The sequence below is a fragment of the Desulfitobacterium chlororespirans DSM 11544 genome (assembly GCF_900143285.1).
GTDB lineage: Bacteria > Bacillota > Desulfitobacteriia > Desulfitobacteriales > Desulfitobacteriaceae > Desulfitobacterium > Desulfitobacterium chlororespirans.
This window is the reverse complement of record NZ_FRDN01000007.1, coordinates 147,418-161,028: the sequence shown is the minus strand read 5'-3', so window position 1 is coordinate 161,028 and position 13,611 is coordinate 147,418. Positions and strand designations below refer to the sequence as shown.

Genomic DNA, 13,611 nt, shown 5'->3' with positions numbered 1-13,611 from the left:
CGGGCAAATGGATAGTACGGATGCCAATAAAAACAAGGTGAGGGAACTATTCTTTTTCATCCTATGCGGGTTAGTCTTGATTTGCAGTATTTCATTTAGTGTCTACGTTGCAAACTTAGATGAAATTAACAATAGGATTTTAGTAATGATATATGGGTTGATTATCAAACCCTTAATTGGTGTGAGTGCTGCCTTACTGATTGCGGGTCTGCTAGCAAAAATAGGGCTACTTAACACAGACGTATTATCTGCAAAAGCAAAAAAGATACTGTTCTTTATTGGCTTGGTCTTGGTTACAATAACAGCTTTTTACATGCTACTGATGGGTTTGCTCTGTATGGGGTATCAATATGCGGGAACAGATAACTGGGTAAGCGCTGTAAACCGCAGTCAGTTATATCAAACACTTTACCAGCCATTTCGTTCCGTTTATTATAAAGCTGTTTATTTTTTCTATAATAATGTCGGTACCGTAGGCGCTCTCTTCCTATTTCTTGCCAAAAACAGATTGGAGAACGGGATTAGGGAGAGGCCAAATAAGACCAACATAAAAAAAGGAAACGTTGGGCAATTGCTTTTCTATAGTGTTTTAGGACTGGCTTTTATCTGCGGTGTCAGCTTTCGAATATATATTGAAAAGACGGCGGAAAGCACATCTCATCATATTTTGACTGGAATCATCTATCTTGTTTGGGTTAAGCCTCTGGTTCTAGTGAGCGCTGCCTTATTGATTGCAGGTTTACTAACGAAAATTGGGCTTCTTAACGTAGACCACTTATCGGCAAAATCAAAAAAGATAATTTTCATTATTGGTCTTATCTTTGTTTCAGTAACAGTTTTTTACATGCTGCTGATAGGTTTGTTTTACACGGGACTCCAATATGCGGAAACAGATAATTGGGTAAAAGCTGTAATTAACAGTCAAGTATTTATCCTGCTGACCAAGCCGTTTTTTTCTCTTTACGATGAAAAAATGTTCTTAATTCGCAATACTGTCTGCACCATAGGCGCTCTCTTCTTGTTTGTTTCAAAAGCAAATCTTAGATCCGTAATAAAGGAGAATAAGCTTTAATTTCTAAGGGCACATGATGAAGAAGTTATGTGCCTAAGCTTCTTGACTTCAATGGAATCAATTAAGTTTGCAGGCATTAGGCCAATTGCTCCTACTTTTGCAGAGAATAGCCCCTATACAATAAGTGTTAGATCAAAAAAGGGCCACTATTTGCTTAATGTATCTGATGAGAGTACGCAATCTTATTTTCGTGGCGAACATGATGCCAAAATAGTTTTACTACGAAGAAACCTTGAGAATTGTTAAGCGACTTTTTGGAGGTCAAAGTACAGATAACTTAATCGATTAAACCTCTCCAAAAAATGTTCGAGGAAAGGCCTTCCATCTGGCCAGCCTTTCCTCTCGGGGGTTATCAATTAATCTGTCACCAAATTGCAACTATCCAGAAGAAAAGTCTCTGCATTTAGGGGGAACTCCTAATGAAAAAAATATTAACAATTGCTTGTGTGATTTTGGTTTGTTTTATAGTTTTAATATTTGATCTAAATGCAAAAAGATTGATATTGGAGAATCTACAAAATTTAGCAAAGAAGAAGTACAGACAGCAGTAAACTGTGTAATAGAGAATTTTGAGGAAAGCTTCAAGGGGTGTTATCTTCTCAAACTATGGTATGACGAAAAAGAATCAAATTCGGAATTTGTAACTTATATGTCTTTTGGAAAAGGTTCGGTCAATGGAGTTAAAAAGGAAAATGTGATTGTTTTATTTTCGAATTTCTATGTCGGTGGTACCGGTGGAAAAGGCAGCTTGAATCCGTATTCACTATACAATGACCGGAATTGGATACTTATCAGAGATAGTGAGTCAGGTAATTGGAGAATAGACGATTCGGGATATTAGAGAATTTAAGGCTATAGTGATTAATAATCAGTAAAAATAATGAGAGGGGGTGGATGATAGAGGGTGCCGGAGTGTAGGGCAAAGATCAAGCCCCTCCGATGTGAGGGGCTTGATCTGATAGCATCACTTTAATTGATACTTTTCCGCATACAAATTTTGCTCATAGGGGGCTCTCCGTCCGGGACACTTCTCTCTGGGGCAAAGCTGGCAATTCTCGTAGCTTCCTTCCTTGGAAAAGCGGAAACCGGATACGGTTTTTATAGGGAAGTTCCTAAATAACTTTTATGCCGTTATTTATTATTTCTCTTACAAACGGATTATTCTCAGTAAATTCATGGATGGAAAAGGGATGAGGTTCTATTCTGTTGTCGATGTTTCTTCTTAACTTCATTAACATATGTGTATCCTCAATAATATCACCAGAGAAACCTTCGGCAACTACAGCAATATCAATGTCACTATCTTGCTGATGTTTGCCATTGGCATAAGAACCAAAAAGATATACACTATGCAAATCCAAATGTTTTTTGAGGTTGGCGGCATACTTGAAAATAATTGTATTTAATTGCTCTCCAGGATCGAAATTAGCCATAATCTCAGCTCCTTAATCTCGGCTATTCTTTCTTCGGTATATGTATCTGTACATTTCTTATAGAAAGTGTGCTGGTAATCAGGATATCTGGTGCTTATGTTAAAAGTCGTTATAAGGTCAAGCAAGTCTTCTTTTGCATTATCCGTAGATAGCCTTGCTTTATTGGCTAGTAGAAGCAAATTATGGGTTCGGGGTACATTTTCTTCACCTATATTTTTAACGAATAGTGCTTTGAGAAGTTTTTCGAGAACTAAATGTCCAAGGAAGAGGCTCCAATGATAATCTTTACTCTTGAACAAATTCATCATCGTAAAATAGTCTTTATCTGATGAATCTCTCCAATAGTTAATGATGTCTTCCGTCTGCATCATCTTAGCACCCCCCATATTTATATAAAGTATAGCATATAATTTTGATATTGTAATTATTTCCAAAACAAGATGGGAAGAAAAATTTAAGGTCATCGGCCCTAACGGCCTTGAGTTGAAAGGGATGCTTTTCTTTTACGGAGGGGCATCCTAAAATAGTATGCCCATTTCGGATCTAACTTTCATCTAACTTTCGTTCAGTTAAACTCAGAATGTAGTCGCGCTACAAAAAATGAACGGAGGTCTTTAGACATGAAACGAAAGAAAACGCTGATTGCGGCTTTGGCCCTTGCTTTTGTTGCAACCGCAGGGGCAAGCGCCTATGCTGCCACTCCTGAGATCAAGGACATATCCCCAAATACCACTTTCACCATCCAGACCTATGCTGACGGTGAAATGCCTGTCCTCCCGGAAGGCGCAATAGATCTCAACAAAGTGATATTCTCTGAAGGCAAGATATCTTTCATGCCGGTGAGTGGGACGCCGCTTGTTAATTTTGCTCAATGGGGAATCCCTGAAGGTGGGATTGAGCTGAAAATCTACGCCGAAGGTGAACTGCCCGTTATCCCGGAAGGCGCAATAAAGTTCAACATGGTGCAGCTTCCGGAAGGAGCGATGTCCATCATGCCGATCGACGCTCAGTTTATGCATAAGATGGTTGTTGAAGAATGACCCCATCAATGATATAATCGCCTCAAAGCCGCACAATATCTGTGTGGCTTTGAGGCGTTAAAGGCGGTGAGACATGGTGAAAATACTGTTGGCGGAAGATGAAAAGTCTTTGTCATCAGCCATTGCCAAAGGACTCAGAAAGTTGGGCTATGCGGTCGACCAAATTTATGATGGCGAGGACGCGTTGGCATATCTTGAAATAAATGAATATGACCTGCTCATACTGGACCTCAATATGCCCAAGGTGGACGGCCTAACCGTCCTGAATACCCTTCGCAAAGCCGATAGCGAGCTCAAGGTGTTGATTTTATCGGCAAGAAGCGAGATTGAGGATAAAGTGCGGGGGCTGGACAGCGGCGCCAATGATTATTTGGCAAAGCCCTTTGATTTTGAAGAGCTGACCGCCAGAATACGGAATCTGCTGCGCTGGTCCTTTACCTATAAGGAAAGCCACTTGACTTGCGGCGGTCTTGAACTGGATATACCGGGCAAGGCTGTCGCTGTCGGCGGCGTGCCTGTCAACCTGACCAATAAAGAATATTCCATCTTAGAGTACCTGATGTTCCATATGGGAAAAGTTGTTGGGGCTGAAGAAATCATTGAGCATGTCTGGGACAGCGAAGCGGATTTGTTTTCCAATTCCTTCAAATACCACATGCATTCCCTGAAAAAGAAATTGTCGGAAAACGGGGGGGACTGCATCAAAAATATCCGGGGGCAGGGCTATGTCATACGGGAGGAAAAGGCTGATGCATAAAATATCGCTCAGGTTGCGCATTACCCTTTTGGTGGGACTCATTCTGGTGCTGCTGACAACGGCGCTGACCATAGCTTCTATTCTGAGCGCAAACCATTATTTTGTCATGCCCCAGCTACAGGAGGCCACTTTTACGCCAATATCCATAGAGCCAGTGGAGATCACGACGCTGGAGAATTTCCAGATAGAGCATGGATTTGATGAGTTTGTAAATCCACCTGACAACATGGTCCAGATGCAAATCACAACCGCGCAGAGGGGATTTTCCCTTCAAAGTATTGCCGTGTTGATTGTCATCATCGTCTTTGGTCTCGTCATTACCTATTGGATCATGGGCAGGGCGTTAAGGCCCCTTACAGTATTAAGCGAAACCATCCACGATATCAACGCCCATAATCTAAGCAAATCCATCGCGGAGAACAGCGCGAAAGATGAGGTGGGCAGCATCACCGTTTCCTTTAACGGTATGCTTGACAGGCTTAAAGGCTCCTTCGAACAGCAGAAACGCTTTTCCGCCAGCGCGGCCCATGAATTAAAAACACCCCTGGCCACCATGAAGACCTCCCTGCAGGTATTGCAACTGGACGATTCTCCAAGCCTTGACGACTATAAGGATGCCATTGCGGTTATGGAGCACAATATTGAGCGGCTGATTTCGATCGTCAACGATTTGCTTTTGTTATCCTCCGAGGGGAAAACGGAACTCAATGACGAAATTTCCCTGCATACTTTGTTTGGCGGGATAGTTGAAGAACTCAAAGAGGCTATTCAAGATAAAAATCTTTGCTGTATTCTTCCGCAAAACGACTGTCTGATCACAGGCAGTTCGATGCTGCTCCGCTCGGCTTTCTACAACCTGTTTGAAAATGCCGTCAAGTATAATAAAGAGGGCGGTACGGTGGAGGTGACCTTTCAAAAAACGCCTGACGGAAAAGCCGCCGTATCCATATGCGACACAGGCATAGGAATGTCGGAAGAAGAAGCGGAGCGGGTATTTGAGCCGTTTTTTCGTGCAGACCGTTCCTGCATCAGGCAGATTCCCGGAAACGGTTTGGGGATGTCCATCATACGCACGATTATCGAAAGGCACGGTGGAGAGATTCAGGTAGAAAGCAAACTGAACATGGGCACGAAAGTCAGGGTGGTCCTGTAACTGTAAAAAGGCGAACCAAGCCGCTATGCTCATACATCTCCCGGTGGGCTCTATCCAGTTCCTGATCTAATAGCATCACTTTAATTGATACTTTTCCGCATACAAATTTTGCTCATAGGGGGCTCTCCGTCCGGGACACTTCTCTCTGGGGCAAAGCTGGCAATTCTCGTAGCTTCCTTCCTTGGAAAAGCGGAAACCGGATACGGTTTTGATAGGGCTCATGAGAAAGCTCTCTTTCAGTTCCACTCCGATTAAACCCTTGGTATCACCTAAAAGTTGGAATAAAGGTGCTTGTTCTTTGAGCGGCCAATCTTCAAGAGAACCGGGATTCATATTGACGGCATGGCCTAAATTATATTCTTCCGCAATTTGGGCAAAAAATCCCACCTGGGCGGAACGCATAACTGCTTCCATAATTCCATCGGCACAATAGGTTTCAAACATATGATGAAAGGTTTTTGCCCATTCTTCAAGTTCTTCTCCGCAAGTGATAACATAAGGGACGACTTTAAAGGTTTCTTCCAGGTTGACCCGCAATACTCTGCTGGTGAACTTAATCCTATCCACGACGACAAAATCCTCGCCCTTGGATTCTATATAGACTAATCGGTAGGCAGCCTTGGGTTTGCCGATTTTCAATGCTTGCTCAATCATGTTTTCGACTTCTTCGGCATAAGGTTTGTCCGGCTTGATATCTAAATGTCTAAACAGCAAATCACGATCGATAGTAAAGGGAATAGGCGCCATTACTTTTGTATTCATGTAGTACCCTCCTCAAGTTAAAATGGATTACTTTAATTATGGCATAACAGGAATTTTCTCACAATCAAAACTACTATGTCATTTTTTATGTCCAAAAGGGGAAGTATATACCCCCTGATGGTTTTTGTTCCTCAAATTCATGGTATAATCTGTAATAAGAGTGTTTTTAACATGGCCTGCATTATTCCTGAAAGGAGTGGGGTTTATGTCCTTGCCGGAGGAGAACCGGAAGTATACCTATGCAGATTATCTGACATGGCCAACTGATGAAAGATGGGAGATCATCGATGGTATGCCTTATATGCAGTCTGCTCTGTCGTGGCAGCATCAGAAAGTATCGGGTGAGCTTTACAGGCAAATATCCAATGGCCTTTTTGGGTCATCCTGTATGATTTTTGCTGCTCCTTTTGATTTGAGAATTCCTGAAAAAGAAGAAAAGGATGAAGAGACTGCTTTTGTAGTCCAGCCTGATCTGGTTGTAATATGTGACAAGGCGGGGCTAAAAGGGACAGGATACTCTGGGACTCCGGCTATGGTCATAGAGATTACATTACCATCAACGAATAAAAGGGATAGACTGGATAAATTTAATAAGTATGAGAAAGCTGGAGTTGAAGAATATTGGATCGTTGAACCGGAGGCCAAGCTTATAAGTGTCTTTGCTCTTCAAAGGGATGGCCGTTATGGCAGGCCGGAGATATACTCTGAACAGGGTCGGATACACCTTGGCATGTTTCCTGATTTAACGGTTGATCTTGATGCTGTCTTTAAGGATATTTAGCATGAAGGTTGGAAGATGAACAGCATACTGCTTATCATAAAAGCAACAATCCAGAGTTATCATTGCTTTTAAAAACTTTTTAACGGGAGGGAAAAATGCCTTATATTAAAGTCCGAGGGAAAAGTATTTTTTACCGGCAAAGCGATAACGCTATTTCCCACAGACCGACCATCTTATGTGTGCATGGTGCCGGCGGAACCGGAGAAAAGTGGGCAAATCAACTATCCGGGATTAAGGATTATCATCTTATTGCTCTCGACCTTCCCGGCCATGGACTTTCGGAGGGAGAAGCGGTTCATTCCATACAGAGTTATAAGGAAAGCATCTGGGAATTTGCCCAAGCCATGAAGTTAGCATCTTTTGTCATAGCCGGGCATTCCATGGGCGGCGCAATTGCCCTGCAGTTTGCTTTGGACTATCCGGATTGGTTAAAAGGCCTGATCATTGTTGACAGCGGCGGCAGGTTGAGGGTGAACCCTGTGATGCTGGAAAGCTTGTCACGGGGAGAACATCCCTTGGAGAGTATTCAATTCAGCTATTCTCCTAAGGCTGCTGCAAAGATCCTGGAAGATGCTGCTGAAGAAATGAAAGCTGTATCAACCCAGGTTTTATGGGCGGATTTTCAAGCCTGCGATAATTTTAATGCAATAGACAGTGTTCAGCGGATTAATCTGCCGACTTTGGTTATTTGCGGACAGGAGGATAGAATGACGCCGGTTAAGTATTCTGAATATCTTGCTCAGCAAATACCTCAGGCATCACTTGTGCTCATTCCGGAGGCGGGTCATATGGCTATGATCGAACAGCCGCAAGCAGTCAATAAGGCTATCATAGAATTCATGATGGACAGCTTGAAGTCCGCAAAAAGATGAGGATAAGATAGATAGGGCCTGCTTCGGCTACAGTTTATATTTAGCAAGCCTTAAATAGAAAAAGATACTTCTCTTTTAGAAGAGAGGTATCCTTTGATTTTTCTAAGCGAATGTAACCTTTGCCCCTCAAATCATCTTATCTATGCGGAATAACAGAGAGAAGGGGGCATGAAAATGACAACAGAGGTTCAGGACTGAGTTGAGTCGATGAGGAGTGGGAACTCCTGAGTGTCTTAACCATAGGAGACTTGGTCATTCAATAATTTTTCCGGTTTGTGGCTAAATGGGGAAAGATACGTTTAATTGTTGACTCAAAGTCATCTTGGAGAAAGTAATTCCAATGTCACCGAAAGAGCTCGGCATTGCTCGCTTGCTTTTGATATCTGCTAAAACAAATGGTATACTTAGGAAAAAGAATACAGCTAAGAGGAGCGGGAAGATGAAAAAAAGTTACCTTCTGCTGCTAACGGCGGCTTTGCTGATAAGTTCAATTTTATTGGGGTGCAGCAAGAGCCAGGCACCGGCAAACCAGCCGTCCCAAACGGGCAATGACGCGGCGGCGCAAGAGCTCATAGTGGGTATGGAACTGGCCTATCCGCCTTTTGAGATGACCGATGAAAAAGGGAACCCGACAGGTGTCAGTGTTGATTTTGCCAAAGACTTAGGCGCGGCTTTGGACCGACCGGTTAAAATCGAAAACATGGCGTTCAGCGGTCTTATACCGGCTTTGCAAACCAAGAAAATTGATATGGTTATTTCTTCAATGACGATTACGGACGAACGGAAAAAAACCGTTGATTTTTCTGAACCCTATGCCAAAGCTTGGCTGGCCTTGTTGATCAATGAGCAATCTTCGGTGAAAGAGGTTAAGGATCTCAATGCGCCGGGGCGTAAGGTGGCCGTCAAGAATGGTACGACAGGGCATATTTATGCCCAAGCCAATCTGCCGCAAGCAGAAATCATGGTTTTTGAGAAAGAAAGCGCTTGTATTCTCGAAGTCAGCCAAGGGAAAGCCGATGCTTTTATCTATGATACCTTGAGCATTTACAGAGCCTGGAAACAGAACGAAAAAACGACCCGGGCCAATTTGAACCCATTCCAGGATAAAGTTGAAGAATGGGGCGTTGCCTTGCGTCAGGATGATAAGGAATTGACGGCTAAGGTCAATCAGTTCATCGGCGAGTACAAGAAAAATGGCGGCTTCACAAGACTAGCGGAAAGATATTTGCCTCAAGAGAAGAAAGACTTCGCTGCTCTGGGCGTGAAATTTTTCTTCGACTAATTTTTTGTCTGCTCACTTAAAGTCATGGATTGCCGTGCAAACTCCGTGCCGCAGCATTGCGGCGCGGAGTTCTCGATTTTGCGGTAAGGATAATAATTGGAACGAATAGGAATGAATAAAAGATGAATAAAAGACGAATAGAAGCGGGAGAGGAGGGAATCCTGGATTGAATCGGCCTAATTTATTGTGGAAAAATGAAGAATCTCATCATCCCACTCGTGTGCAGCAAGCCTTCAATATCGCACTGGTCAGCGCCTTTATGCTTGGCGTCCTGCTTTGGGCTTTTTACAGCCTCGACTATACGCTGCGGCTGGACACCGTTTATCTGTATAGGGCCAAGTTTATCGACGGCTTCCTGATGACGATCATTATTGCTTTTTTTTCCCTGATCCTAAGCCTGATCATCGGGAGTTTCTTGGCGTTTGCTGGAAAATCAAGATTTTTGCCTTTGCATTATTTTAGTAAGGCCTATGTGGAAATCATCAGAGGAACTCCGCTGCTGGTCCAGATTTATGTGTTTTTTTATATTATTGCTACCGCGATGCACCTCAGCAATCGTTATGTCCTGGGGGTTGTCATTTTATCGGTTTTTTCCGGGGCGTATATCTGTGAAATTATCCGGGCAGGGATTGAGAGCATCGAAGCGTCCCAGATCGAAACTGCGCGATCGCTGGGTTTCACATCCTACCAACGCTATCGTTATATCATCATTCCCCAGGTGTTCAAAAGGATCTTACCGCCGTTGGCCGGCCAGCTGGTGTCATTGATCAAGGACTCTTCACTTTTGTCGGTAATTGCCGTCAGCGAGCTGACCAAGAACGTTCAGGAGGTCGATTCATTCACCTTTGCCACCTTTGAGAACTACATTGTGCTGGCGCTTTTATACATGATCCTGACCGTACCGATTTCCTATGCCTCGAAGGTTTTGGAAAGGAAATTCAATTATGAAGCTTAAAATCAGCAATCTGGAAAAAGCTTTTGCCGGCAAAACAGTGCTTAAAGATATCAATATCGATTTGGAACATTTTCGTTCCCTGGCGATTATTGGTCCTTCAGGAGGCGGTAAATCCACACTTTTGCGGATGATCGCCGGTTTGCAAAGGCCCGATCGTGGGGAAATCCACATAAATGGCGAAAGAATCGACTATTCGGAAATCCATTTGCAGGAATACCGCAAAACGATTGGCGTAGTCTTTCAGTCTTATAATCTGTTTCCCCATCTGACAGCCCTGGCTAATATCACCCTGCCTTTGATGGTTGTTCATAAATTCAGCAAAGAGAAAGCCGAAAGGATCGCTTTGGAGCTGCTGGAGCGGTTTCAATTAAAAGTGCATATGGATAAGAAACCCCATCAATTGTCGGGAGGACAGCAGCAGCGTATTGCCGTAGCCAGGGCCTTATCCATTGAATCCCGTTTTTTGCTCTTTGATGAACCGACCTCGGCCCTCGATCCGGAGCTGACCAGCGAGGTTCTGGACATGATTAAAGAGCTGCAGGAGCAGAACCAAGATTTAATTCTGGTGACTCATGAGATGGGGTTCGCCCGTCAGTCCTGCGATTATGTGCTTTTTATTGCCGATGGCCAAATTATTGAACATGGATCCAGCGCAAGAATTTTTAAAGAACCGCAAAGCCTGGAGCTGAAGAATTTTCTTAATAAGATTCTAGAGTGGCGATAAGACAGAGTCCTGAATGTCACCTCCGGTCATTCAGGACTCTGTTTGCTTACGAGGACTTATAGTTTACTCATCCATTGAGCTGATCAACTGAATCAAGTTTTCTTTTATCTTCCTAATCTCCTTGACCGGCTCACCGCCCAGATCAAAGAGGGCTTGGCCGGCCAAGTCGGCATCCATAATCTCTCTGCTGAAAGTGACATGGCCCAGCAGGGGAAAATCACTGAGAGCCTCTCCCACAAACGCCAAATCTTCAGCGCTCCTTACTTTGCTGGCCACCACAAAAACCCTTTGAATCCCCAGATCATGGGTCAGCTCCTGAATTTGACGTGCCGTCTGGACACTCCGCCGCCCCGGCTCGACCACCACGATCAAGGCATCCACCGCACCTGCCGTTCCCCGGCCCAAATGCTCGATGCCGGCTTCCATGTCCATAATGACCACTTCGTCTCTCTGCACCAGAAGGTGCTGCATCAGCCGCTTGATCAGGGTGTGCTCAGGACAGACACATCCTGAGCCGCCCTGCTCCACCGTACCCATCAAAAGCAGCTTAACACCTTCATGCTCCACGCAAAACTGCTCCGGCAAATCATCCACTTTAGGGTTGAGGATGAAAAAGGTGCCATAGCCACCGTCGGCTCCCGTCCGCTCCTCAGCCAGTGCCTTCATCTTGGCGAAGGGAGTGATTCCCCGGTAGTTCTCCTCAGGAATGCCCAGAGCAGAAGCCAGATTAGCATCAGGGTCTGCATCCACCGCCAATACCCGGTAACCGTCAGCTGCCAATAGGCGGGCCAAGGTTCCGGAAAGGGTTGTCTTGCCGACGCCGCCTTTGCCTGTCACTGCTATTTTCATCACTCTAACCCCCTATTTTGTTTCTATAGATTTAATCCCGCCCGTTTTTCCTGAATCACGGCGAATAATTTTTTAGCCGCCTCTTCCGGATCGGTCTCAACGATAAAATAGCCCCCGGTAATATCTTTGATCTTCTCCGTCAACACTTCCGTTACCACCTGGGACCCCAGGACTTGAGGGACAGTTCCCAGATGAGTGGGCAGGCCTAAGGCTACGGCCCAGGTGCCGATGGCTACTGCCTTTTCCGACATAGCTTCAGGAGCGGAGGCCACCAGCGGCAAGCGATCCAGATCGACTCCCAGCTTTTGTGCGATGGCTACAGCCACGGAAACGGCACGGGTATTGTCTACGCATGATCCCATGTGGAGAACCAGGGGCAGAGGGCCATTCAAACCATTGGCCTGGCCGATGGCCGTCAGGACAGCCTTCAACCCGTCCCCTGCATAGGCCAGGGTTGCTTCCTGGGTCATCAGTCCATGCTTGGCCAAAGCACCCGCTCCACAGCCTGTCGCTAAAAGAAGAACATTGTGGGCTGCCAGCCCCTTGGCCAGTTCAACAAAGCTTCGATCCTGAAGGGTGTTGGTGCTGTTGCAGCCGGCAAACAGGCAGATCCCTTGAATATTGCCATTCACGATATTGTCCAATAAAGGTTGAAGAGGATCGTGGGCATCAAGCTGGCTCAAGGCCCCGATCACTGCTTCAGCGCTGAAACCGACGATAGCTTTTTCCTTAACCTGAGGGATATTCACCCGCTTGGGATCCCGGCGCTGGTAAGCCTCCACAGCCAGTTCCAGGATTTTTCTGGCCGACTCCACCGCATTTTCCTTATCGAATTGAACATGGGTAGCCCCAGGGATTTTGGTGGTAGACATAGTCGTAATGAGCTCTGTATGGAAACACTGGGCAATCGCTCCCAGGGAAGGCATAATACACTGAACATCCACCACCATGGCTTCCAAAGCGCCTGTCAGAATAGGCATCTCCTGGGAAAGATAGTTGGTCGCCAGGGGCACTCCATGGCGTACCATCACTTCATTCCCGGTACAGCATACACCAACGATGTTAAATCCGCCCGGTGCTCCGGCTTGCTTAGCCAGGTCATTCAGCATCGCCGCCGCATCGCACACCACTTCACTGAGCAGGGGATTATGCCCATGGACGGCAATATTGATGGCATCCTCCTTAATGACTCCCAGATTGGCCTCGGTCACCGTGGGTGCAGGAGTTCCAAAGAGAGCATCGGAAAGCTCGGTGGAAATGTACATTCCTGTATAATCGGCCACCGCTCCTTTTACTCCTCCCAAAAGAATATTCACCGGATCGGCATCACACCCCACATGAGTCCGGCTCATAATTTCAGCAACGGTAGCATCGATATTGTGAGGCATGACCCCCCATTGTTTTAATTTGGCTGCCCGCTCTTCAGTCATGGTCAATTCTGCCCAACGGCAGGGAACTTTAGAATCCTGGCGAGAGTAATCCTCCAGGGACGTGTCAGCTACTTCTTTGGTCAATTCGCGAATACTTTTCCCTTCCCAATCGATCCCCAGCCTTTGAGCTATTCTTTTCAGCTTTTCTTCGTCTTTGATTGTATAGGCAGGGGCATTTCCTTTGCCGACCTCCCGCATGGTCAGGGCAATATGACGGCCGTGGTCGGAGTGAGCTGCTGCTCCGGCAGCAATACCGCGGATCAAATTGCGGGCCACGATAGTATGAGCATCGGCGCCGCAAATACCCCGCTGGGCTCCCTTGCCAAAGGGATCGACCCGGCAGGGACCTTTCCAGCAAATGCGACAGCAAATCCCCATTTTGCCAAAACCGCACTGAGGCTGCTGATCTTTATGGCGATCCCAAACGGTTTGAATCTTGTCTTTTTCTGCCACAGGCAACAGTTTCTGGACTGCTTCATCAATGGAAAATCTTAAGTTCAT

Annotated in this window: 16 protein-coding genes; 11 read left to right on the top strand and 5 right to left on the bottom strand. The window is 45.3% G+C overall.

Annotated elements, in window-relative coordinates; translation table 11 throughout:
* Positions 1-7 precede the first annotated feature (7 nt).
* From BUA14_RS11510 to BUA14_RS28860, 3 genes are all read left to right on the top strand, one after another.
* Entirely contained in the window at positions 8-1,072 is a 1,065-nt protein-coding gene (locus tag BUA14_RS11510; protein WP_072772732.1) for a hypothetical protein, read from the top strand.
* Positions 1,073-1,491: 419 nt separating this feature from the next.
* Positions 1,492-1,623, top strand: coding sequence for a hypothetical protein (locus tag BUA14_RS28730; protein ID WP_282433355.1), 132 nt, complete (start codon positions 1,492-1,494; stop codon positions 1,621-1,623).
* Positions 1,569-1,913, top strand: a complete 345-nt coding sequence (locus BUA14_RS28860) for a DUF4829 domain-containing protein (protein ID WP_345788634.1) — start codon at positions 1,569-1,571, stop codon at positions 1,911-1,913. The genes BUA14_RS28730 and BUA14_RS28860 overlap by 55 nt, the downstream gene beginning before the upstream one ends.
* A gap of 271 nt (positions 1,914-2,184) precedes the next feature.
* Here BUA14_RS28860 and BUA14_RS11500 read toward each other — a convergent pair whose 3' ends face one another.
* Both BUA14_RS11500 and BUA14_RS11495 read right to left on the bottom strand, forming a co-directional pair.
* Positions 2,185-2,505, bottom strand: coding sequence for a nucleotidyltransferase domain-containing protein (locus BUA14_RS11500; protein WP_072772731.1), 321 nt, complete (start codon positions 2,503-2,505; stop codon positions 2,185-2,187).
* A complete protein-coding gene (locus tag BUA14_RS11495) occupies positions 2,475-2,876 on the bottom strand; it encodes a HEPN domain-containing protein (RefSeq protein ID WP_242954636.1) in 402 nt (133 codons plus the stop codon). Before BUA14_RS11495 ends, BUA14_RS11500 begins: the two co-directional genes overlap by 31 nt.
* Positions 2,877-3,125: 249 nt before the next feature.
* Here BUA14_RS11495 and BUA14_RS11490 point away from each other — a divergent pair, with 249 nt between their 5' ends.
* The 3 genes from BUA14_RS11490 (at position 3,126) to BUA14_RS11480 (ending at position 5,455) form a co-directional block, all read left to right on the top strand.
* Positions 3,126-3,545: a hypothetical protein gene (locus BUA14_RS11490; RefSeq protein WP_072772730.1), complete on the top strand. Its 420-nt coding sequence runs from the start codon at positions 3,126-3,128 to the stop codon at positions 3,543-3,545.
* 76 nt (positions 3,546-3,621) lie between these two features.
* A complete protein-coding gene (locus BUA14_RS11485) occupies positions 3,622-4,302 on the top strand; it encodes a response regulator transcription factor (RefSeq protein WP_072772912.1) in 681 nt (226 codons plus the stop codon).
* Complete coding sequence (locus BUA14_RS11480; protein ID WP_072772729.1) at positions 4,295-5,455, top strand: sensor histidine kinase; 1,161 nt, start codon at positions 4,295-4,297, stop codon at positions 5,453-5,455. The genes BUA14_RS11485 and BUA14_RS11480 overlap by 8 nt, the downstream gene beginning before the upstream one ends.
* 75 nt (positions 5,456-5,530) lie before the next feature.
* On the opposite strand, the gene BUA14_RS11475 is transcribed toward BUA14_RS11480, so the two are convergent.
* On the bottom strand, positions 5,531-6,217 hold the full coding sequence (locus BUA14_RS11475) for a vitamin B12 dependent-methionine synthase activation domain-containing protein (RefSeq protein WP_072772728.1): 687 nt from the start codon (positions 6,215-6,217) through the stop codon (positions 5,531-5,533).
* 205 nt (positions 6,218-6,422) lie between these two features.
* On the opposite strand from BUA14_RS11475, the gene BUA14_RS11470 reads away from it, so the two are divergent.
* The 5 genes from BUA14_RS11470 (at position 6,423) to BUA14_RS11450 (ending at position 10,831) form a co-directional block, all read left to right on the top strand.
* Positions 6,423-6,998, top strand: coding sequence for a Uma2 family endonuclease (locus BUA14_RS11470; RefSeq protein ID WP_072772727.1), 576 nt, complete (start codon positions 6,423-6,425; stop codon positions 6,996-6,998).
* A 95-nt stretch (positions 6,999-7,093) separates the two neighbouring features.
* A complete protein-coding gene (locus tag BUA14_RS11465; protein WP_072772726.1) occupies positions 7,094-7,870 on the top strand; it encodes an alpha/beta fold hydrolase in 777 nt (258 codons plus the stop codon).
* 439 nt (positions 7,871-8,309) lie between these two features.
* Positions 8,310-9,152: a transporter substrate-binding domain-containing protein gene (locus tag BUA14_RS11460; RefSeq protein WP_072772725.1), complete on the top strand. Its 843-nt coding sequence runs from the start codon at positions 8,310-8,312 to the stop codon at positions 9,150-9,152.
* Positions 9,153-9,318: 166 nt separating this feature from the next.
* Positions 9,319-10,107, top strand: a complete 789-nt coding sequence (locus BUA14_RS11455) for an amino acid ABC transporter permease (RefSeq protein WP_072772724.1) — start codon at positions 9,319-9,321, stop codon at positions 10,105-10,107.
* A complete protein-coding gene (locus BUA14_RS11450; protein ID WP_072772723.1) occupies positions 10,097-10,831 on the top strand; it encodes an amino acid ABC transporter ATP-binding protein in 735 nt (244 codons plus the stop codon). The genes BUA14_RS11455 and BUA14_RS11450 overlap by 11 nt, the downstream gene beginning before the upstream one ends.
* A 63-nt stretch (positions 10,832-10,894) precedes the next feature.
* Here BUA14_RS11450 and BUA14_RS11445 read toward each other — a convergent pair whose 3' ends face one another.
* Entirely contained in the window at positions 10,895-11,680 is a 786-nt protein-coding gene (locus tag BUA14_RS11445) for an ATP-binding protein (RefSeq protein ID WP_072772722.1), read from the bottom strand.
* A 23-nt stretch (positions 11,681-11,703) separates the two neighbouring features.
* A complete protein-coding gene (cooS, locus tag BUA14_RS11440) occupies positions 11,704-13,611 on the bottom strand; it encodes an anaerobic carbon-monoxide dehydrogenase catalytic subunit (protein ID WP_072772721.1) in 1,908 nt (635 codons plus the stop codon).